Source organism: Streptomyces olivochromogenes (assembly GCF_021538895.1).
GTDB lineage: Bacteria > Actinomycetota > Actinomycetes > Streptomycetales > Streptomycetaceae > Streptomyces > Streptomyces olivochromogenes_A.
Window position 1 is genome coordinate 169,567 of sequence record NZ_JADDRL010000001.1, and the last position, 20,233, is coordinate 189,799.

Consider the following 20,233-nt stretch of genomic DNA (forward strand, 5'->3'; position numbering starts at 1 on the left):
GGCCGACTGGAGTCCCCCACGTCGGTCGACGCCGTGCGGGGCGGGCAGCGCAGTGCCATGGAAACCTCCGTGACCTCCCCACAGATGCTTCGGAATCCCTTCCCCGGTACCCCGTCGACAGCTCACGACACCCTGCACAACGTGGGGTCCACCGGGTACCCGAAGCGCGGCTACTCCTTCGCAAGGTGGTGGGCACCGTGCTCAGGACGGGCGAGGCGGCCGGTTGCGGACACCCTGATGGCGGCCTTTGCCGACCAGCCCAGCTCCTTGCCCCCTCCTACGCCGGCGAGGCGCCGGCGCCCGGAGGTCGGCGGAGTTGGTGCAGGCAGACGACCGAGGCTACGACGGTCCGCCGTTCGGAGGTGTCCAGGCGCGGGGCCATTTCGACGACGTACTGCTGCAGCCCGATCCACGAGTCGATGGTGCTCACCGTGACCCGGCCGAGAACCTCCGGCGTCGGGCCCCCTTCCGGATCGGTCTCCGTGAGATGCCATTCGACGGCCACGAGGCCCAGCCGCGTGAGGAGGAGTTGGCGTCCCTGCTCCGTCCGGAGGCTCAACTGCCGGGTCTTGACGAGTCCACTGGCACCGGCGGCGCCGACCTCCCGGTCCGCGGCGTCGGTGAAGCGGAACTCCACCGGCCCGAACTGCTCGATCCGGACGATGAACTCGCCGGACGTCGTCATGAGGACGCAGTACGTGTCGTCGGTGAACGTGACCCAGGCGAGCGGGGTCCCCTCCACGGTGGACACGGCCAGGGCGGGGCCCACGTATCTGCGCCACCGTGATCGCTTCGGCTGGCCCACCACGACAGATTCCAGCTCGAACAGCCCGGGTTCCGTCATCGCTCTTCCTTCCCCCGCCACGGCTTCCCCCTCGACCGAGTACGTCCACTGTGGCCGAGAACCCGCCCGACGCCCATCCCTCGGGCGGACGTCGAGCCACAACCGCCGACGTGATCCGCGCCCTGCCACCCTTCAGTCACAGGATTGCCACAGCGCCCGGACAGTGACCTCACGGTGTGCATCATGATCCTTCAGCAGCATCAGCCGAACCTGGGGGAAACATGAAGACCCGCACAGCCGCCTGCACCGTCCTGCTCGTCCTCACCGCGGCCCTCACCGCCTGCGGCAGTGGCGGCGACTCCAAGGCCGACCCCGCCGCCTGCAAGGCCGCCATGGAGAAGCAGTTCAAGGACGCCATGGCCGCCGGTGACAAGGCCGACGCCTCCGACCGTCCCGACTCGTGCGAGGGCGTGGACGACAAGACCGTCCAGCGGTACGCCACCGAGATCATGCAGAAGCAGATCGGCGACGCCGTGGACAAGAACCTCAAGGGCCTGGAGACGGCCCAGCCGTAGCGAGGTGGTGGCGCCCGTGGCCGGCAACCCGCGCAACGGGCGCCTTGACCGCCGCCTCGTCGACTGAGGTACTGAACGAGGACGAGGCGAGATGATGCGAGTCACTGTGTTGGCGGTTCCCGGCTGCCCGAACACCCCGCTGGTCCGGCAGCGGATCACGGCGGCGCTGGCCGGGCGCCCCGCCGTCGTGGAGCTGGTCGAGGTCGCCGACGAGGCCGAAGCCGTGCGGCGGGGCATGACGGGCTCGCCGACCGTACTGCTTGACGGCGTGGACCCGTTCGCCGTTCCGGGTGCCGAGCCGAGTGTGTCCTGCCGGCTCTATCGAGGCCCGAACGGCAGGCCCCTGGAGGGCGCTCCGACCGTGGACGACCTGCGGCAGGCGCTGGCGGCCGCGGGCTTGCCCGCCGGCTGTCCCAGCGACGACGTGCCGAGCGCATGACGGTGCGACCCCCTGAGGCCTCTCCCCCGGCTTTGGTGATCGTGCGGGTCAGTACCCGGCCCGCGCGAGCAGTCCGGTGAGGTAGACGGCCAGCGACCGGCCGAGAGCCTCGGTGAAGTCCAGGCGCAGGACGACCAGTGAGGGGTCGGCCTCGTAGGCGGCCCTGACGGCGGGGGCCGGGTGGCTGTGCGTCCACAGAGCGCCGATGAGCACGATGACGGTGTGCGCCGCCTCGGCGGCGGCGTCCTGGTCGAGTTCGGGAAGCGCGCGACGGATCAGATCCGCAAAGCCGATGAGGCCTTCCAGGGCGGCGCGCTTGTAGCGCAGGGCGACCTCGGTGGAGACGTTGTGCTCCAGCACACCGGCCTGGGCACTGATCAAGTCGCTCAGGACGCGCTGACTCGCCAGGGAATCGGCCAGGTCGGCGGCGAAGGTCTCGGCGCGTTCCCGCGGGCCGGCTCCGGCGTCGATGCGGGTGGGCAGCCGCTCGGCGGCTTCGTCGAGCCACGTCCGGGCGGCGAGGACGAGGAGGTCGAGCAGGACCGCCTCGCGGGACTCGAAGTACCGCAGCACATTGGACTTGGCCAGGCCGACGCGGCGGCTCAGTTCGTTGAGGCTGATGGCCGAGACGGGCATCTCGTCGAGCATCGCGGCCGCGGTGTCCAGGATCGCCTGGCGTCGGATCTCTCGCTGCTCCTGGTTGCGCGCGCGCTGGAAGGTCATGCGGTCATGTTACGCACCACCGGTCTCTTGACAGCAGACCTGCGGTCTCTTACGTTCGAGTCGAAAGAGACCGCAGGTCTGTAATTGCGGCCCGCACCCCGGCACGGCGATGAAACCCCTGTGAGCGCCGCCTCACCGCCGCGCCCTACGCCCAATGAGGTTTTCGATCATGTCTCGCAAGGTTGCCCTGGTCACCGGTGCTTCGTCCGGCATCGGCGAAGCCATCGCCCGCCATCTGAAGGAAGCCGGCTACACCGTGTACGGCGCCGCCCGCCGCGTGGATCGCATGGCCGCCCTGACCGAGGACGGCGTCCACACCCTGTCCCTGGACGTCACGGACGAGGCCTCGCTCACGGCGGCGATCAAACGCGTCATCGACGCGGAGGGCCGTATCGACGTCCTGGTCAACAACGCCGGATACGGATCGTACGGCGCCCTCGAAGACGTCCCCCTGGACGAGGCCCGCGCCCAGATCGAGGTCAACGTCTTCGGCCTCGCCCGCCTCACCCAGCTCGTCCTGCCGCACATGCGTGCCCAGCGCAGCGGCACGGTCGTCAACATCAGCTCGATGGGCGGGAAGTTCACCACGCCCCTGGGCGCGTGGTACCACGCCAGCAAGTACGCCGTCGAGGCTCTCAGCGACGCCCTGCGCATGGAGACCCGACCGTTCGGCATCCATGTGACCGTCGTCGAACCGGGCTCCATCCAGACCGAATGGGGCGACATCGCCGCCGACAAGCTCCGCCACACGTCAGGCGGCCAGGGTCCCTACGCGAAGCAGGCCGAGGCGATGGCGAAGACGCTGGAGGGCAGTTCCCGAGGCGGCCGTATGACCTCGCCGCCCGCGGTCATCGCCAGGACCGTCACCAAGGCCGCGACCGCCCGCCGCCCGAAGACCCGCTACCGGGCCGGATTCGGCGCCACTCCCCTGGTCTTCCTCAGCAGGATCCTCCCGGACCGGACGTTCGACGCGCTCATCAAGCGCGCCTCCGGGGTCCCGGCCTGACGGGCACGCGCTGTCAGCGGCGCCTCTCGACGCGGTACTGCGCGACCAGCCCGAAGGCCGCCGCGACGAGGATGGCGACCCCGTAGCCGAGGACGGTGTTCAGCAGTCCGAGCGGGGCGATCAGGAGTCCCGCGACGATCGCCGGCACGCCGAAGCTCAGGTAGGCGACCAGGTAGACAGATGCGAAGAGCCCGGCCCGCTGATGGGGCTGGACGAGCGGGGCGACGGTACGGACGGCGCCGGAGAACGAGGCGCCGAAGCCCAGGCCGCCGATGACGCCTCCCACCCACAGCAGGGAGAGCGTTCCGGCGGCGACGCCGGCCTCGATGACCGCGGTTCCCAGCAGTACGCCCGCGGCGCCCACGAAGATGGTGCGGCGTGAGGTCAGCCGGCCGAGGAAGAGGCCTGCCACGGCGGCCGTGGCAGGCTCGACGAAGGCCGTGGCACCGTTCAACAGACCGCTGTGCAGGCCCAGCAGGTCGCGGATGATGGTGGGCACGAGCCCCATGAACAGTCCGGCCAGCATCCATGCGGCCATGTGAACCGGGATGCTTGCCAAGAACTCCCGACGCGCGGCCCGGGGCACGGAGACACGGGGAATCAGGGAGCGTGCCGCGCCCGGACGCGGGGAAACCGTCTCCGCGGAGAAGGCGGCGACAGCCGTGCCCACGGCCATGATCACCGCCAGGGCCGTGAACACGATCACCGTCGCATGGGAGCTGAACTGGATCGCCGCGCCGGTCAACAGGGCACCCAGGCCCAGTCCGCCGGCCGGAGCGATGCTGGTGACGATCGTGCCCAGCTTCTTGCGCCGTTCCGGGGCGTGCTCCACGACCGAGGCCGAGAAGGCGCTGGTGGCCGCACCCGTGGCGACGCCCTGGACGGTGCGGGCCGCGATGACCCAGCCGATGTCGGGCGCGAGGACGAACATGAGCATCGCCGCGAGTTCCACCAGGAGCGACCCGATCAGGATCGGCCGGCGCCCGACGTGGTCGGAGAGCGATCCGGCGACCAGCAGGGCGGCCGGCAGGCCGAGTGCGTACGAAGCGAAGGCCACGGTCAGCACCCCGGCGGGGAAGTGCCACTGCTGCTCGAAGACCACGAGCAGCGGGGTGGGGTGCGCCCGCGGCCAGATAGAGCGCCGCGAAGACGGCGGCCGAGCCGGCGAACGCCACGGAGGAAGGAAGCAGCCGGCGGGACCTGGCGGGCCCAAACGCCGCGAGGCCGGGGCCGCGTTCGTGTGTCGATGCGGTACGGAACATCCCAGAGCCTCCTAATGCCAAGCTTTGTGCGTTAACACCTAGGGCCACCATAGACCCGTCCGAGAGTTAAAGCCAAGAAATGTGCGTTACAGTGGAGGCATGGTTGCAGAATCACCCCCGCGGCGGCGTACCGGCGGACGCAGCGCCCTGGTGCTGATGTCCATCAGGAAGGCCGTCGAGGAACTGATCGCCGAACAGGGCAGCGACGCGATCACGATCCCGATGGTCGCGGAGCGCGCGGGAGTCAATCACTCCAGCATCTACCGACGGTGGGGCGACGCGCGGACCATGATCAACGACCTGGCGACCTACCGCCTCGACCCGGACCGCGGCCTGCCCGACACCGGAGACCTGCGTGCCGATCTGACCGTATGGGCACAGGAGTTGATCAGCCACTACAGCACGCCGGTGAACGCCGCGCTCCTGCGCGGCGGGGCCGCCGCGGCCGGTGAGAGCGAGTCGGACTGCCTGCGCGACCGGCGGGCGGAAGCGGCCGGCTTCGCCACCCGGCCCGGCAGCGGCTTCACCGGCGACGAGGTCATCGACCGGGTGGTGGCCCCGATCATCTACCGGGTCATCTTCCTGCCCTGGACGCTGTCCGAGGTGGACGCGCGCACGTACGTCGACGATCTCTGCGACCGGTCCGGCTGATCGCCCACCCGCCGGATCGCGAGCCTGAGGCCGTCACCAGCGGAAAGGAGAGCGAGATGACCGCATTCGCTCCTCTGCCCGAGTTCGCTCGGGGCCCTGACATCCTCGAAGGCGGTTTCGTCGTCACCGACCTCGGCGGCGGTGTCCACGGCATCACCCAGGGAATGATCAACACCATGTTCCTGGTGACCGGGAAGGGCGTTGTCCTCGTGGACGCCCCTCCCGTCCTGGGTGACCACCTGCTGTCGGCCATCGAGGAGGTCACCCCGAAACCGGTGACCCACCTCATCTACAGCCACGCGCACGCCGACCACATCGGCGCGGCCCACCTGCTGGACCGCAGCGGCCTGAAGATCATCGCCCACGAGCTCACCGCCCGGTTCATCAAGGAAGCGCAGGACGACCGGCGGCCCCTGCCCAACGAGACCTTCGGCGGGACCAGGAAAGAGCTGAGTGTCGACGGAGTCAGGTTCGTCCTCGACTACACGGGCGACTGGCACCAGGCGGGCAATCTGTTCATCCACCTCCCGGAACAGAAGGCCATGGCCGCGATGGACAGCTTCACCGTCAAGAACGCGCCGTTCTTCCGTCTCCTCCTCTCCGCTCACGTACCCGCCTACTTCCAGGCCATGGACGAGCTGTTGGAGTACGACTTCGAGACCATCGTGACCGGTCACATGTCCCTGTACGGCACTCCCGAGGACGTGCAGACGAACCGCGAGTACCTGCGCGACCTGAGAGCCGCCGCCACCGAGGCGCTGCGGACGGTGGACCTGAAGCAGACCGCGGCCGCCGCCGTGCCGGAGAGCAATCGGCAGGCGGAACTCAAGGTCTGGATGGACGCGGTCGTCGCTCACGCGGCGGAGCTGATGCCGCCCTGGGACAAGCGCCTCGGCGGGACCGACATCTTCCTCGCCGACAACCTCAACGCCGTCGCATGGAGCGTGTTCATCGACTAGACACCCGCCCCGCCGACTCAAAGGTTCCTCCCACGACAGACGGAAGGTGGTCACCCCATGAGCGTCGTCGAAGACAGGAACGTCGTCGAAGACAGAAACAAGGACATCGTCCGCGAAGCTTTCGACACCCTGTTCAACAGGCGTGACTACGCCGCCGCAGAGCGGTTCTGGTCCCCCGACTACATCCAGCACAGCGCCCACATCGCACCCGGCAGGGACGGCCTCTTCGACATGGTCAAGGGCCTCCCGCCGGAGCTGCGGCACGAATGCGAACTGGTCATGGCGGACGGAGACATGGTCATGGTGCGCGGGCGATTCTCGGGGCACCGCGAGCCCGCCCCGTGGATCGCCGCCGACTTCCTCCGCCTTGAGGACGGCATCCTGGCCGAGCACTGGGACGTGATCGAGGAGGAAGCCTCCCGGGAACAGTCCGTGAGCGGCCTGCCCATGTACGGCGACGACTTCCCCGAGGAGCGCTGAAGATGAGCACCTACCGAGCCGCACAGGTCACCGCCCCGAACGGCACACTCGAGCTCACCGAGCGCGAGGTACCGCAGCCGGGACCCGGCCACGTCAGGATCGCTGTGGAGGCGTGCGGCATCTGCCACTCCGACGCGGAATTCGTGACCGCCGGACTGCCGGGCGTCTCGTTCCCCGAGGTACCCGGGCACGAGATCGCCGGACGCGTCGAGGAGCTGGGCGACGGCGCCCAGGACCGTGGCCTGCGGATCGGCGACCGGGTCGCGGTCGGCTGGTTCGGCGGCAGCTGCGGGCACTGCAAGCCCTGCCGGCAGGGCGACTTCATGGTCTGCGCCAATCTGAAGGTCCCCGGGTGGACGTACGACGGCGGGTTCGCCGAGAAGGTGGTCGTGCCCGCCGACGCCCTGGCCCTGATCCCCGACGAACTGGCGGCGACCGACGCCGGGCCCATGGCCTGCGCGGGCGTGACCGTGTTCAACGGGCTGCGGCGCAGCCCCGCCCGGCCCGGAGACCTGGTCGCCGTGCTCGGCCTCGGCGGCCTCGGACACCTCGGCGTGCGGTACGCGGTCGCGATGGGATTCGAGACCGTGGCCATCGCCCGCGGCCCCCAGAAGGCGGACTTCGCCAAGCAGCTCGGCGCCCACCACTACGTCGACAGCACCTCCGGCACCCCGGTCGGCGAGGCGCTGCAGTCCCTCGGCGGCGCCAGGGTCGTCATCGCCACGGCCGGAAACTCCGAGGCCATCGCCGCCACCGTGGAGGGGCTCGCCCCGCGCGGGGAACTCGTGGTCATCGGGGCGGACTTCACACCGTTGGGCGTCAACCCCGTCCAGCTGCTCATGACCGGCCGAGTCCTCCGCGGCCACCCGGCCGGCACCGCACAGGACATCGAGGACACCATGGCGTTCAGCCTCCTGCACGGCATCCGGCCGATGACCGAGACCGTGCCGCTGGACCGCGTGGACGAGGCCTTCCAGAAGATGCTCGCCGGCAAGGCCCGCTTCCGGATGGTGCTCACCACCGGCTGACGTCCGTCGGCGGGTACGGCTCCCCCTCGGCCGGTACGGCCTCTCGTCGGGAATCGGGGCGCTCTCAGGCGGCGACCTGGGGCTGTGCCGGGCCGAGACGGTGCGCGACGGTCTGTTCGGCGTGCGGGGCGAGCAGGCCCTGCAGTTCGTCCGCAGCGACCTTGAGGAGGTCGCCGTCGCGTGTCGCGTGCAGGGTTTCGAGGACGAAGACGACGCGCCTGGAGTCCTCGGTGACTCGGGTGCGGTGGGCGTCGCGGTGGTTCCAGTGGCGCGTCAGGACCCCGGTGGTGTCCGCGTAGATGATTTCGCCGGGCCGCGGCTCGGGCACCGAGACCTGCCACCTGGTCATGATGGTTCATCTGCCGCCGGGTCCCGCGCCCACGTCCTGACCGGGTTCGCGCGACTCAGTCGAGCGACAGCCGCATGATCGTCAGGTCGAGCCAGCGGCCGAACTTGGTGCCCACCTCTCGCACGGTTCCGGCATGTTGGAACCCGAACCGTTCGTGCAGCCGAACCGATGCGGCATTCTCGGCTTCGATGCCGGCGATCATCACGTGATGGCCCGCCTCGCGCGCCGACGCGATCAGCGCGGTCAGCAGCGCCGACCCGACACCCAGCCCGTGCCGGCCTTCGCGGACGTAGACCGAGTCCTCGACCGTGTGCCGGTAGCCGTCCAGCTCGCGCCACGGTCCATAGACCGCGAATCCGGCCACCTCGCCCTCCGCCTCCGCCACGAACGCCGAGCCGCGCTCCAGATGGGCCGCCAGCCAGGCCGCTCCCTCGGCGGGGGACTGCGGGGTCTGCGTCCACAGGGCCGTGGAGTGTTCGATCGCATGGTTACGAATCGCGCGGACCGCTTCCGCGTCGCCCGGTTCCGCCCCGCGCACCGTCACGACCGGAGCGCTTCTCTCGTATATTGGATTCATGTCCAACATAGTAGATCCTCTGGTCGGGCAGATCGCGGCCCGAGTCCGCACCGAACGGGAACGCCGCCGGTGGACCCTGTCCCAGCTCGCGGACGCCTCCGGGGTGTCGCAGGCCATGATCAGCCGGATCGAGCGCGGTGAGAGCAGCCCCACCGCCGTCGTCCTCGGCAAGCTGTCCGCCGCTTTCCAGCTCAGCATCGCCTCCCTCCTCGCCCTCGCCGAAGGCGCGCCGGACGACACCGAGGGCGCGACAGGCGTACGGCGCCGCACCGACACGGCCGAGTGGCGGGACCCCGGCACCGGCTATCGGCGCCGCCAGATCACCGGCCCGCACTTCCCCGCGGAGGTCGCGGAGATCCGCCTGCCCATGGGCGCCCAAGTGCCTTATCCGGCGGCCGCGTTCGCCTTCGTACGCCAGCTCGTCTGGGTCCTGGACGGCCACCTGACCTTCCACGACGGCGATGTCGTGCACGAGCTCGACGCGGGCGACACCATCGAACTCGGCGAGCCCGCCGACCGCGTCTTCGCCAACACCACGGACACCGAGTGCCGTTACGCCGTCGTCCTCACCCGCGGCGCACGGCCGTGACCGGCGCGCTCCCCCGGGGCGGTACGTTCCTGCTGGCCTGCATAGCCGGGACGGCGATAGCGAACAACTACGCCATCCAGCCCGCGCTCACCCGTGTCGGCGCCGAACTGGACGTCCCCGTCTCCGTGATCGGACTCGTACCGACCGCCGCGCTCGTCGGTTGCATGACCGGCTTCGCGCTCCTGCTTCCCCTCGCCGACCGCCTGGCCCCCAACCGCCTGGTGGCCGCGCAGCTCACCGCCCTGACCGCGGCCCTCACGCTGGCCGCGGCCGCGCGGAACGCCGCCGTGCTCCTGGCCGCCTACCTGCTCATCGGCGCTGCCGCCGGGGTCGCGGCCCAGGCCAGCAGCATCGCGGGCCGCCACGCCCCGCATGGGCACCGTGCGACCGGCGTCGCCACCGTGGCCGCGGGCATGTCGGCCGGCATCCTGCTCAGCCGCCTCGTGGGCGGAGCCCTCACCGACCTCCTCGGCTGGCGGCGCATGCTCCTCGTCTTCGCCGCACTCGCTCTCCTCGGCGCTGTCGCCGCCGCCGCACTCCTCCCCCGGCAGCGCCCGCACGCCGACCACGGCTACCGCGCCGCCCTCGCCCAACTCCCCCCGCTGCTGAGCCGATTCCCGCAACTGCGGCACGCGGTGGCGACGGGCGGTCTGTGGTACTTCGCCTTCAACCTGCTGTGGGTCGGCCTGGCCCTGGCCCTCGCCGGACCGCCCCACTCGCTCGACCCGACCGCCATCGGGCTGTACAGCCTGGCCGGACTCCTCGGCTTCACGGCGCTCCCGCTCACCGGACGCCTGGCCGACCGGTTCACTCCGGCCGCGGTGATCACGGCCGGCCTACTGGCCGCCGCGGCCGGAACCATCCTGCTGGCCACCGGCCTGGACACCCCGCCGGTCACAGCCCTCGGCCTCGCCCTCTTCGACGCCGGCTGCTTCGCCGCCCAGGCCGCCAACATGAGCCGGATCATCGCCCTGGACCCGGACCGCTCCGGCAGCCTCAGCAGCGTCTACCTCGTGCTCTACTTCACGATCGGCGCCGTCGGCACCGCCCTCGCCGCGCCCCTGCTCGACATCCTCGGCTGGCGGGGCACCACCCTCACCGCCCTGGCCGCGCTGCTCCTCGCCGCCGCGCTCGGACACACCGGCACCCGACGGACCCATGGTCACGGCCGGGAATCAGCTCTCGGCATGGCCGCTGTCTCAGACACCGGGGTCGAGGTCCTGTTCGGCCCAGACGGTCTTGCCGCCGCTCGTCAGGTACCTGGCTCCGTGGCGCCGGCAGAGGCGCGCGACGATGTAGAGGCCGCGGCCGCCGTCGTCGGCGCTGCAGGCGTGGCGCAGCCGGGGGAAGCTGTTGCTGCTGTCGGACACTTCGCAGGTCAGGACCTGGTGCCGGGTCAGGCGGAGGAGGATCGGACCGGCGGCGTGGCGAACGGCGTTGGTGACCAGTTCGCTGACGATCAGCTGGGTGGACGCCTCCAGACGATCCAGTCCCCACTCGGTCAGTTGTCGGGTGACCAAGGCACGAGCGCGGCCGACGACGGCCGGCTCGGCGGGCAGTTCCCAGCACGTGGTCTGGCGCGGGCTCAACGCATGGGTCCGGGCGACGAGCAGGGTGACGTCGTCGCACGGTGACTGAGGCGGCAAGGTCTCGATCACCGAAGAGCAGAGGTCTTCCAGGGACAGGCCGGGGTGTGCCAGGGCACCGCCCAGGTGTTCCATGCCGGCGTCGATGTCGTGGTCGCGGCTCTCGATCAGGCCGTCGGTGTACAGGGCGAGCCGGCTCCCCTCGGGCAGTTCCAGCTCGACGGCCTCGAAAGGGACACCCATCCCGACGCCGAGCGGGGTTCCGGCGGGCAGGTCGGGGAAGGTGACCCTGCCGTGCGGGTCGATGATCGCGGGCGGTGGATGTCCGGCCCGTGCCATGGCGCACGTGCGGGTGATGGGGTCGTAGACGGCATACAGACAGGTCGCGCCGGACACGCGGGTCGGGTCCTGGGAGTCGGCGTCTTCCTCGGCCAGCCGCCGGACCGTGTCGTCGTACGCACGAGGTTAGGAGCGGCGAGCAGAGCCGCCATTGGGCGCAGCGCACTATTTTCTGGATGATATTGGTACTGAAGAAACAAATACTCACAGAAAGGAAACGCGAGAATCGGTGGTGAGGCCACGTTCATATGGGCCAAGGCGTCACAGATGGACGCCTCCGACGAACTTCTCCGAGTGGCTGACCCGGCGGCTCTTCTGACGCTGGCCGGAACGATCGCCGGCATCAACGCGGCGATGGCCAAGGCCCTGGGCAAGCCGACACAGCACTGCCTGGGAGATGACTTCGCGGAGCTGTGGCCAGCAGGCCAGCGGTTGTCGGTCGAGAGACTCGTGACCCACGCCGCCAGGACGACGGCGGTCGCGATGCGAGTGCTGGAGTTCTCCGGGCGAGGCGGAGCGTCCGTCGCCCGTTTGTTTGAGGCGCGGCAGGTCAAGGATCCCGCCGGTGACGAGCAGCTGGTCTTCTTGCACGCTCTGGATACGCGTAACGTCCTGGCGAGTCTGCTGATCCCGTTCCGGCTGGCCACCAAGTCCGCCGACCTCGGTCTGTGGATGTACGACCGAGCCGGGACGGGCTGGACATCGGCGGCGACTCGTACGACGCCTTCGTGATGCCCGACGGCACCGTCACGATGGAGATCGGCGACACCCAGGGGCACGACGTGGACGCCGCCGCGGCCATGGGGCAGGTGCGCGCCTCCATACGCGCGATCGCCGCCGCCGAAACGGATCCCGCGACCGTGCTGACCCGCATCAACCAACTGCTCGTCTCGATGGGCGCGGCACGCTTCGCCAGACGGGCAGGTCACCGGCGCCAGCGCCGGCCATGTGCCGGTGCTGTGCGCGCACGATGACGGCAGCTACGACATCCACGAGCTGCCGGGCGGTCCGGTCCTCGGAGTCCTGCCCGACACCGAGTACGGCGAGGAGACCTTCACCCTGGACAAGGACAGCGCCCTGGTCATCGTCACCGACGGTGTGGTCGAGGGACCGGGCCTGACGCTGGACGCCGGATTGGAGCTGGCCGGGACACAGGCCGGCGCGGCCCTCCATGACGGACTGAACGCCGAGGAGATCGCCGACCGCATCCTCGACTCCGCGGTCGCGGTGGACCACCTCGACGACGTGGCCGTACTGGTCGTCCGACGCACCTGACGACACCGAGGGCTGACGCCCGCAGGTAAGTCAAGCCTTACTTTCTCGGAAATTCGACTGCATAGTAGGGGCGCGAATTACGGGAAAGGTGGACTGTTGCCCCAGGTCAATCACGGTGCCGCGCGGCAAGTGGAGGCAGAGCAGGCACATGTGTCGGCGATGTACGCCCTGCTGGACGAACAACTTGCCGACGCGCGTGCGCAGTTGGCGGACGTGCTGAAGACTCCGGTCGACAGCCCCGCGGAGGCGCACGGGCGCGAGGTGGAGGCGGGGCGTCTGGCAGGAATGCTGCACCGGTTGGAGGGAGCCGAGGAGGGGCTGGTCTTCGGCCGGGTCGACAGCCGGGACGGTACGACGCTGCACGTCGGCCGGCTCGGCCTCCGCTCGGACGACGGGGACCTGCCGCTGCTGGTGGACTGGCGCGCGGAAGCGGCGCGCCCCTTCTACGCGGCGACGCCCCCGCACCCGATGGGCCTGCGTCGGCGCCGTCACCTGCGCGTCGAGGGTCGTACGGTACGCGCGGTCAACGACGAGCTGCTGGACGGCTCCGCACCCGCCTCCGACGACGTGGTGGGCGACGGACCGCTGGTGGAGGCGCTGGAGGCCGGGCGCACTGGACGCATGGGTGCGGTGGTGGCCACGCTGCAGGCGGAGCAGGACGCGATCGTACGGTCCGGGCATCGCGGGGTGACGGTGGTGCGGGGCGGTCCCGGAACAGGCAAGACCGTGGTGGCGCTGCACCGGGCCGCGTACATGCTGTACGCGTTTCCACGGGCCGCCGAGAACGGCGTCCTCATCCTTGGGCCGAACGCGCGGTTCCTTGAGTATGTCTCCGCCGTGCTTCCCTCGCTCGGGGAGAACGACGCGGTCCTTTCGACCTGCCAGGAGCTGGCCGGCGTACGGTCGGCCGAGCGGGAGCCGTTCGATTCGGCGCGGCTCAAGGGCGACCTCATGATGGCGGACGCGCTGGCGGGGCTGGTGCGCTCGCTGCAGGCGCCGCGCGGAGACTTCACGGTACGTGTGGGCCAGGAGCGGACTCGGCTGTCGGACGAAGTCGTCGCACGGGCACGGGACGCGGCCGTGGCCGACGGCCTGCCGCACAACCGGGCACGCGAGTTGTTCAAGGGGCACCTGGTCGACGCGGTCGTGGCTCAGCTGCGACGCGCCATGGCCGAGGACTTGGCGCGCATCGACGCCGAGGTGTCGCAGAGCACCGGGATGAACCTCGACCAGGCCGTCGAGGCAGACCTGCGCGCCCTCGGGCTGGACGGCGCGCCGACCGAGGATCCGGACGAGGAGTTCGACGCGGACGCGCTACGGGCGACGCTGCTGGACGACGCCCAGGTCGACCGCTCGGTCCAGGACCTGTGGCCCCGCCTGACTTCCGAGGCCCTCGTACAAAGGCTCTTGACGGACCCTCACCTCCTGGCGACGCACCTGCCGAACCTCGCCCCCGGGGAACGTTCCCGGTCGCTGCGCGCTCCGGGCGGCGGGTGGTCGGAAGCGGACGCCGCGCTGCTGGACGAGGCGGCCGCCCTGATCGACGGACCACCGGACCGCGTCTTCGGCCATGTCGTCGTCGACGAGGCCCAGGATCTGACCGCCATGCAATGGCGCATGGTCCTGCGGCGCTGCCCGGCGCGGTCGATGACCTTGGTGGGTGACTTCGCCCAGGCAGGCCCGGCTCCCACCGCACGCGACTGGCCCGAGGCGCTGGGCCCGCACCTGGGCACGCGGTTCACCGTGCACACGCTGACCGTCAACTACCGCACCACAGAAGAGATCCTGACCAGCACGCGGAACCTGCTCGCACGGATCGCCCCCGATCAGACACCGAGCCGGTCGATCCGACACGGCGAGGCCCCTCGCCACGTCACGGCGTGCGCCGACACACTGACCGCGATCCTGGCCCGCGAACTCCGGGCCCTGGCCGCCGCGCACCCGGGCGAACTGCTCGCGGTGATCTGCCCGGACGCCAGAACCGACGAACTGGCCGCCTCCCCCATCACCGAACACGCACGGCTCGTCCCGGCATCCGAGTGCCGAGGCCTGGAGTTCGACTCCGTCATCGTCGCCCTGCCGGACGAGATCGCCACGGCCAGGCCCGGCGGCGAAAGAGACCTCTACGTCGCCCTCACGCGTGCCACCAAGAGGCTGCGCACGATCGGCGTCCGGACGTCGTGAGTGGAGGTATCAGTGGTGACCATGCTGAATCGAGTAGCCGTCCTGTCCGACATTCACGGGGTCCTGCCCGCGCTGGAAGCAGTGCTCGCCGAGCCGGACGTCAGCGCCGCTGACCGCATCGTGCTCACCGGCGACATCACCGCCGGCCCGCAACCGGCTCAGGTCCTCGACCTGTTGACCAGCCTCGGTGACCGGGTCGCCTGGATCAGCGGCAACGCCGATCGTGAACTCCTGGAGTACCGCCGCGGACAACGCGACTCGATCCCGGACCCCATCGCGCCCTGGGCCGCGGAACAGCTGCGCGAGGACCACCTCGAACTCCTCGGCGGACTGCCCCGGTCGCTCTCCCTGCCCGTCCGCGGTCTGGGAAAGGTGCTCTTCTGCCACGCAACTCCCCGGGACGACGAAGAGGTCGTCCTGGTCGACTCGTCCCTCGACCGCTGGGCGGAAGTCTTCAGCGGGCTCGACGCCGATGTCCGCACCGTGGTCTGCGGCCACACCCACATGCCGTTCGTGCGCCTCGCCCACGGCCGCCTGGTGATCAACCCCGGCAGCGTCGGCATGCCCTACGGCCGAAGCGGAGCCCACTGGGCCATGCTCGGCCCGGGCACCGAACTGCGCCACACCGACTTCGACATCGAGGTCGCCGTCGCCCAGGTCACCCGGGACTCGTCCTACCCGGACATCGCGGAATGGACCGACTACTTCCTGCACGCGCGTGCCACGGACACGGACGCCCTCGCGGCCTTCGGCCCACGGGACGGACGTAGGCACACGGAGTGAAGCCCCCGACCCACAGCCGGGCGGCGTTCTCCCGGCAGCCCAGGGCGTTCCGGCTGTCGCAGACCATGACCGGCTCGGCCTGTGCGCAGTCGAGATACGGCTCCCCGATCACCAGTTCCCGGTGCTGCCCGCCCAGGGTGCAGTTCACCCGTTCGGCAAGTCGTCGGCGGTGGTGGCGGGGGCCGTACGGGACGCTTCTCCTCATGTCGAGGACGCTCCGGGTGGGGCTGCCCCGTTGTCCGTGGCGCTGTGTCGTCTGGCGCCCGGGGCGGGCTTCCCGTCCACTGAGTGAGGCATGATGCCTCGGTTTCCGCGCTGGAGAGGTGTTTGGAGATGACGGTGGCCTCCTCTGAGCGGTCGGCACGGACCGCCCGGCAGGTGCTGGCAGAGGCAGGTGCGGTGACGCTGCCCGCACTGCGGCGGGCGGTCGACGGGCTGCCGGGGAGGATCCGGCATCTGGTGGGTGTGCATTTCGGCTGGTGGGACCTGACGGGTGCACCGTCCGCCGGAAGCGACGGCAAGGCGCTGCGCCCGGCGCTGGCGCTGTTGGCGAGTGCCGCGGCGGGGGGCGGCCCGGAGACGGGGGTACCGGCGGCGGTGGCGGTGGAACTGGTCCACAACGCCTCGCTGCTGCACGACGACATCATCGATCAGGACCGGCTGCGCCGGGGCCGGCCCGCCCTGTGGGCCCAGCTGGGGGTACCCGCCGCCATCCTGGCCGGGGACGCGCTGTTCTTCCTGGCCACCCGGGTCCTCGCCGAGACCCCACCGCCGTTGGGCGAGGCAGCGGCCGGCCAGTTGACCGCCGCGGTGCAGCAGCTCATCGACGGTGAGTACGCCGACATCCTCCTGGAGTCCCGTGCGGCGGTGTCCGTGGCGGAGTGCGAGGCGATGGCCGCGGGCAAGACCGGCTCCCTCATCGCCGCGGCGTGCGGTCTGGGGGCGCTGGCGGCGGGCGCGGACGAGGAGCGGGTGGGGCATCTGCGGGCGTTCGGCACCCATGTCGGCGTGGCCTTCCAACTGGTCGACGACTGCCTGGGGATCTGGGGAGATCCGGTCCGCACGGGCAAGCCGGCGGGGTCGGACCTGGCCGCGCGCAAGAAGTCCCTGCCGATCGCGGCCGCGCTGGGCAGCGGCGGGACTGCGGGCGATGAACTGCGCAGGCTCTACGCCCGCCCCGAACCGCTCTCACCGGCCGAGGTGGCAAGGGCGGCCGACCTGGTGGCGGCGACAGGGTCCCTCACCTGGGCCGTCGAACAGGCCGACCAGCACATCCAGCGGGCCATGGACCGGCTGAACGCCGCCGGCCCGGACCCGACCGCCGCGGCGGAGCTGATCGCTCTGACGCAGTTCGTCACCGGACGGGATCACTGACGCGCGCCGACCCCTCAGGTCATCTGTCCTGCCTGCTCCGTCACTGAGATGGATCGCCATCCCGGGCGCCGCCATCCGCGCGCAATCGCAACCGCCCCTGCGCCGCCAGGCGATCCAGCCGCCGCTGCTCCTTCACCGCCCACCGTTCCACCCGCCCTGGGTCCAACGGGCCACCGTGGCCCACATGCAGGCGCGCGGGTCCCAGTGCGAGCATCCGCCGCAGGCTGGCCAGATTGCCGAGCGGGTCGTCGTGGAACGGCGGGTCCGAGGGGCGGCCGCGCAACAAGCCCAGCAGCGGCGTCGCGACCAGGTCGCCGGCGACGAGATCGCCCGCGTCCGTGAGGACGGATATCGACCCGGCAGTGTGGCCCGGAGTGGGGACGATGCGGGCTTCGATGCCGTACTCCTCCAGCCGCATCTCGCCGCGGACGAGGATCCGCGGTGTGAACGGCTCGGCTTCGGCATGGAAAGGCGGTAGCGGGGACAACAGTCTGCCCAGCATGCCGGTCGGCAGGTAGGGCTCGCGTACCCGGCCACTGGTGTACGGCCCGAGATCGCCGACATGTGCGGCGATCGGCGCGCCGGTCAGCCGGCTCAGTTCGGCGGCTCCGCCGAAGTGGTCGATGTGGCCGTGGGTGACGACGATCGTGGAGATGTCGCTCGGGTCCACGCCGTGCTCGGCGACGCGGTCGTGGATCTTGCGGCCGCTGCCGGGGACGCCGGCGTCGATGACGACCGGCCGACGGCCGAGGAGCAGGTAGGCGTTGACGTTCCGCTTCCCCAGGACCGGGAGGGGGATGACCTTCGTGCGGGGCACGGAGTTCTCCGTTCAGGGTGAAACTTGTTCGGACGTCTCGACGCTATGGGCGCTGAATGAGCCGATCCATGCTTGTTGCGCGCACATTCATTGCCGTACGTCTCACGGCGTCGAGTACGCTGCCGTCATGGACGCGCTCGCGGATGTCCTTGCCGCCGCCAAGGTCGGCGGGACCGTGCTGGCCCGGGTCGACGCGGCGTCGCCCTGGGGCATCGAGTTTCCGCGCATGCCGATCGCCGTCTTCCACGCCGTCGTCGACGGCTCCTGCTGGCTACGGCGACCAGGGGCCGAGCCGCTGCGGCTCGTCACCGGCGATCTCGTACTCCTGCCCGTGGGGGCCGGCCATGTGATGTCCGGTGCCCCGACCGGTCCGGCGACTCCGTACGACGAACTCGTGGCACCGCTCCCCGACAACGGGAACGGAAACGGAAACCGGGAATCCGAGATCCACGTCGCCGGACCGGGTCCCCGCACGCGCATCATCTGCGGCGGCTACCGCTTCGACGGCCGCGTTTCGCGCCCACTGCTCGCGCTTCCACCCGTGCTCGTGTTGCACGCCGCAGGCGAATCGCGCGAGCGGCGCGAGCTCGCCGACACCCTTCGGATGCTCACGGCCGAACTCGCCGAGCCCCGCCCCGGATCCCGGACGGTCATCGACCGGCTCACCGACGTTCTGTTCGTCCATATCCTGCGTCGATGGACCGCGGAGCACGGCGAGCACGGCACCTCATGGGTGCCGGCCCTGCGCGATCCGGAGATCGCCGCCGCGATCTCACTCCTACACGAGGACCCGGCCCGGCCGTGGACCGTGGAGGAGTTGGCTCGCGGGGTCGGTGTCTCCCGCGCCACGCTGTCCCGGCGCTTCGCCGACCGTGTCGGCGAGTCACCGCTGGCCTACCTCACCCGCTGGCGCCTCGAACTGGCCGGCCGACGGCTCCGCGACACCGCCGACCCGCTGACGGTCGTCGCTGAGAGCGTCGGCTACACCTCGGTATCGGCGTTCTCCCGTGCCTTCGCACGTCAATGGGGCACGCCGCCGAGCCACCACCGGGCCGACCATCGTCCGGCGTGATCCGTTCGCATCCCTGGGTGGAGGCCGGGGCGGATCGCTGCCAGGACCGCTGCCGACAGACGTGCGCCCGCAGTCGGAGTCTCAGCCGGAGATGGCCTGGAGGGGCAGCTCGATGAGGGCGTAGGCGAGGAGTGCGCAGGGTGCGGCGGCGCCGAGCGTCAGGGCGCGCTCTTTATGTGTACGGGCCATGAGCAGCGGGATCAGCACGAAGAGCGCGAGGCATGTCCACGCCTGTGGGGCGTAGTGGAGGTTCCAGGCGTAGGCCAGGCCCTCCATGCCGAAGAGTCCGGCGAACGCGGCCAGGCCGGCGACGCGGCGGCGGGCATCCTGTCCGCGCCGCCACCAGTGGCCCGCGACGCCGAACAGCGGGCCCGCCACGCAGGCCATGCCGAGCCAGACGAGCGGGAAGGCGAGGTCCCCGATGCCGTCGCGGCCGAATTCGGCGTATCCGTAGTAGCCGACGACCAGGCCGACCTCCGCGCCGAGGCCCGCGATCGCGGACTGCGACAACCGGCCCTGCCACTGCAGCAGGGCTCCGGCGGCGAACGCGGCAGCGGACCAGACGGCGCCGGAGTTGGCTATCTGGTTCCAGGCCCCGGGGAGCCATCCCTGGGCCAGGTTGGTGAGCACGCCGAACAGCAGACCGCCGCCCGCCGCTGCCCCTATGCGGCCGCCCCACGCCCGCAGCCTGATCCCCGGCGCGGCCGGCCGGCTCGGAGTAGTGGTCGTCGTCATCGTGGCCTCCACAGTCACGGTCCCAAGACGCGACGCACTATACACAGCCTCTATACACGGCATGTATACACCGCGGGGATTCGTGCCGTTCGCGCACCGCCGCGCGCATTGGCCCCGTGCGGAGGACCGGCCTCAGTTCACCGCGCGCTTGATGAGTTCGCCGATCCGGGCCTCGTCGGCGGGGGTCAACTCCCGTACGGCGAAGGCGGTTGGCCACATGGCGCCGTCATCGAGGTTCGCCTGGTCGCTGAAACCGAGCGTGGCGTAACGCGCCTTGAACTTCTGCGCGCTCTGGAAGAAGCAGACGACCTTGCCGTTCCTGGCGTACGCGGGCATCCCGTACCAGAGCTTCGGCGTGAGCTCCGGCGCACTGGCCTTCACGATGTCGTGGATCCGCTCCGCGAGGACACGGTCCGCCTCCGGCATCTCGGCGATCTTCGCGAGCACCTCGCCCTCGGTGTCCGCCTTGGCCGCGCGCGAGCCGCGACGCGCGGTCGTCTTCAGCTCCTGGGCGCGCGCCTTCATCGCGTCGCGTTCCTCGTCCGTGAAGCCGTCGTACTTCGTGTCGGTCTTCTCCGTCGTGCTGGTGCTCTGGGCGGACGTCTGGGTGGCCTTCATGGCAGGTTCCTCTCCGGCGGACTCGCGG

At 70.6% G+C, this 20,233-nt stretch carries 21 protein-coding genes and 3 pseudogenes; 15 read left to right on the plus strand and 9 right to left on the minus strand.

Annotated elements, in window-relative coordinates; genetic code table 11:
• Positions 1-277: 277 nt before the first annotated feature.
• Entirely contained in the window at positions 278-844 is a 567-nt protein-coding gene (locus IPZ69_RS00805; protein ID WP_235451639.1) for a hypothetical protein, read from the minus strand.
• Between the two features lie 221 nt (positions 845-1,065).
• On the opposite strand from IPZ69_RS00805, the gene IPZ69_RS00810 reads away from it, so the two are divergent.
• Positions 1,066-1,359 carry a hypothetical protein gene (locus IPZ69_RS00810; RefSeq protein WP_235451640.1) on the plus strand — a complete coding sequence of 98 codons (294 nt, stop codon included), beginning with the start codon at positions 1,066-1,068 and terminating at the stop codon, positions 1,357-1,359.
• A gap of 91 nt (positions 1,360-1,450) precedes the next feature.
• Positions 1,451-1,798, plus strand: coding sequence for a thioredoxin family protein (locus IPZ69_RS00815; protein WP_235451641.1), 348 nt, complete (start codon positions 1,451-1,453; stop codon positions 1,796-1,798).
• Positions 1,799-1,846: 48 nt separating this feature from the next.
• On the opposite strand, the gene IPZ69_RS00820 is transcribed toward IPZ69_RS00815, so the two are convergent.
• A complete protein-coding gene (locus IPZ69_RS00820) occupies positions 1,847-2,521 on the minus strand; it encodes a TetR/AcrR family transcriptional regulator (RefSeq protein WP_235451642.1) in 675 nt (224 codons plus the stop codon).
• 169 nt (positions 2,522-2,690) lie between these two features.
• Here IPZ69_RS00820 and IPZ69_RS00825 point away from each other — a divergent pair, with 169 nt between their 5' ends.
• Positions 2,691-3,527, plus strand: a complete 837-nt coding sequence (locus IPZ69_RS00825; RefSeq protein WP_235451643.1) for an oxidoreductase — start codon at positions 2,691-2,693, stop codon at positions 3,525-3,527.
• Between the two features lie 13 nt (positions 3,528-3,540).
• Here the strand turns inward: IPZ69_RS00825 and IPZ69_RS00830 are convergent, their stop codons facing one another.
• Positions 3,541-4,629: an MFS transporter gene (locus IPZ69_RS00830; RefSeq protein WP_235451644.1), complete on the minus strand. Its 1,089-nt coding sequence runs from the start codon at positions 4,627-4,629 to the stop codon at positions 3,541-3,543.
• Between the two features lie 259 nt (positions 4,630-4,888).
• On the opposite strand from IPZ69_RS00830, the gene IPZ69_RS00835 reads away from it, so the two are divergent.
• Genes IPZ69_RS00835 through IPZ69_RS00850 form a run of 4 tightly spaced genes read left to right on the plus strand, consistent with a single transcriptional unit; the run spans position 4,889 to position 7,907 of the window.
• Positions 4,889-5,440, plus strand: a complete 552-nt coding sequence (locus tag IPZ69_RS00835; protein WP_235451645.1) for a TetR/AcrR family transcriptional regulator — start codon at positions 4,889-4,891, stop codon at positions 5,438-5,440.
• A 56-nt stretch (positions 5,441-5,496) separates the two neighbouring features.
• Positions 5,497-6,399 (plus strand): MBL fold metallo-hydrolase, encoded by a 903-nt coding sequence (locus IPZ69_RS00840; RefSeq protein WP_235451646.1) that lies wholly within the window; start codon positions 5,497-5,499, stop codon positions 6,397-6,399.
• Positions 6,400-6,456: 57 nt separating this feature from the next.
• Positions 6,457-6,879, plus strand: a complete 423-nt coding sequence (locus IPZ69_RS00845; protein WP_235451647.1) for a nuclear transport factor 2 family protein — start codon at positions 6,457-6,459, stop codon at positions 6,877-6,879.
• Positions 6,880-6,881: 2 nt separating this feature from the next.
• On the plus strand, positions 6,882-7,907 hold the full coding sequence (locus IPZ69_RS00850) for an alcohol dehydrogenase catalytic domain-containing protein (protein ID WP_235451648.1): 1,026 nt from the start codon (positions 6,882-6,884) through the stop codon (positions 7,905-7,907).
• 64 nt (positions 7,908-7,971) lie between these two features.
• On the opposite strand, the pseudogene IPZ69_RS00855 reads toward IPZ69_RS00850, so the two are convergent.
• Together IPZ69_RS00855 and IPZ69_RS00860 are read right to left on the minus strand one after the other, a co-directional pair.
• A pseudogene (locus IPZ69_RS00855) lies at positions 7,972-8,238 on the minus strand (hypothetical protein); the annotation flags it as partial.
• Between the two features lie 73 nt (positions 8,239-8,311).
• Positions 8,312-8,833, minus strand: coding sequence for a GNAT family N-acetyltransferase (locus tag IPZ69_RS00860; protein WP_235451693.1), 522 nt, complete (start codon positions 8,831-8,833; stop codon positions 8,312-8,314).
• Here IPZ69_RS00860 and IPZ69_RS00865 point away from each other — a divergent pair.
• Positions 8,832-9,422, plus strand: a complete 591-nt coding sequence (locus IPZ69_RS00865) for a helix-turn-helix domain-containing protein (protein ID WP_235451649.1) — start codon at positions 8,832-8,834, stop codon at positions 9,420-9,422. The genes IPZ69_RS00860 and IPZ69_RS00865 overlap by 2 nt on opposite strands.
• Positions 9,419-10,453: pseudogene (locus IPZ69_RS00870) on the plus strand (MFS transporter); the annotation flags it as partial. The gene IPZ69_RS00865 and the pseudogene IPZ69_RS00870, both read left to right, overlap by 4 nt.
• 168 nt (positions 10,454-10,621) lie before the next feature.
• Here the strand turns inward: IPZ69_RS00870 and IPZ69_RS00875 are convergent.
• The gene (locus IPZ69_RS00875; protein ID WP_308407409.1) at positions 10,622-11,404 is read right to left on the minus strand and encodes a serine/threonine-protein phosphatase; all 783 of its coding nucleotides are present in this window, start codon (positions 11,402-11,404) and stop codon (positions 10,622-10,624) included.
• A 210-nt stretch (positions 11,405-11,614) separates the two neighbouring features.
• Between IPZ69_RS00875 and IPZ69_RS00880 the strand changes: the two genes are divergently transcribed.
• The 5 genes and pseudogenes from IPZ69_RS00880 (at position 11,615) to IPZ69_RS00900 (ending at position 16,963) form a co-directional block, all read left to right on the plus strand.
• Entirely contained in the window at positions 11,615-12,079 is a 465-nt protein-coding gene (locus IPZ69_RS00880; RefSeq protein WP_235451650.1) for a PAS domain-containing protein, read from the plus strand.
• Between the two features lie 20 nt (positions 12,080-12,099).
• Positions 12,100-12,622 (plus strand): annotated as a pseudogene (locus IPZ69_RS47665) (PP2C family protein-serine/threonine phosphatase).
• A 159-nt stretch (positions 12,623-12,781) separates the two neighbouring features.
• Positions 12,782-14,806, plus strand: coding sequence for a HelD family protein (locus IPZ69_RS00890; RefSeq protein ID WP_235451694.1), 2,025 nt, complete (start codon positions 12,782-12,784; stop codon positions 14,804-14,806).
• A 21-nt stretch (positions 14,807-14,827) separates the two neighbouring features.
• Positions 14,828-15,589 (plus strand): metallophosphoesterase family protein, encoded by a 762-nt coding sequence (locus tag IPZ69_RS00895; protein ID WP_235451651.1) that lies wholly within the window; start codon positions 14,828-14,830, stop codon positions 15,587-15,589.
• A 333-nt stretch (positions 15,590-15,922) separates the two neighbouring features.
• Positions 15,923-16,963 carry a polyprenyl synthetase family protein gene (locus IPZ69_RS00900; protein ID WP_235451652.1) on the plus strand — a complete coding sequence of 347 codons (1,041 nt, stop codon included), beginning with the start codon at positions 15,923-15,925 and terminating at the stop codon, positions 16,961-16,963.
• 40 nt (positions 16,964-17,003) lie between these two features.
• Here the strand turns inward: IPZ69_RS00900 and IPZ69_RS00905 are convergent, their stop codons facing one another.
• Positions 17,004-17,780: an MBL fold metallo-hydrolase gene (locus IPZ69_RS00905; protein ID WP_235451653.1), complete on the minus strand. Its 777-nt coding sequence runs from the start codon at positions 17,778-17,780 to the stop codon at positions 17,004-17,006.
• Between the two features lie 127 nt (positions 17,781-17,907).
• Between IPZ69_RS00905 and IPZ69_RS00910 the strand changes: the two genes are divergently transcribed.
• The gene (locus tag IPZ69_RS00910) at positions 17,908-18,852 is read left to right on the plus strand and encodes an AraC family transcriptional regulator (RefSeq protein ID WP_235451654.1); all 945 of its coding nucleotides are present in this window, start codon (positions 17,908-17,910) and stop codon (positions 18,850-18,852) included.
• 81 nt (positions 18,853-18,933) lie between these two features.
• Here IPZ69_RS00910 and IPZ69_RS00915 read toward each other — a convergent pair whose 3' ends face one another.
• Both IPZ69_RS00915 and IPZ69_RS00920 read right to left on the minus strand, forming a co-directional pair.
• On the minus strand, positions 18,934-19,587 hold the full coding sequence (locus tag IPZ69_RS00915) for a DUF6518 family protein (RefSeq protein WP_235451655.1): 654 nt from the start codon (positions 19,585-19,587) through the stop codon (positions 18,934-18,936).
• 132 nt (positions 19,588-19,719) lie between these two features.
• Positions 19,720-20,205 (minus strand): iron chaperone, encoded by a 486-nt coding sequence (locus IPZ69_RS00920; protein WP_235451656.1) that lies wholly within the window; start codon positions 20,203-20,205, stop codon positions 19,720-19,722.
• Between the last annotated feature and the right edge of the window lie 28 nt (positions 20,206-20,233).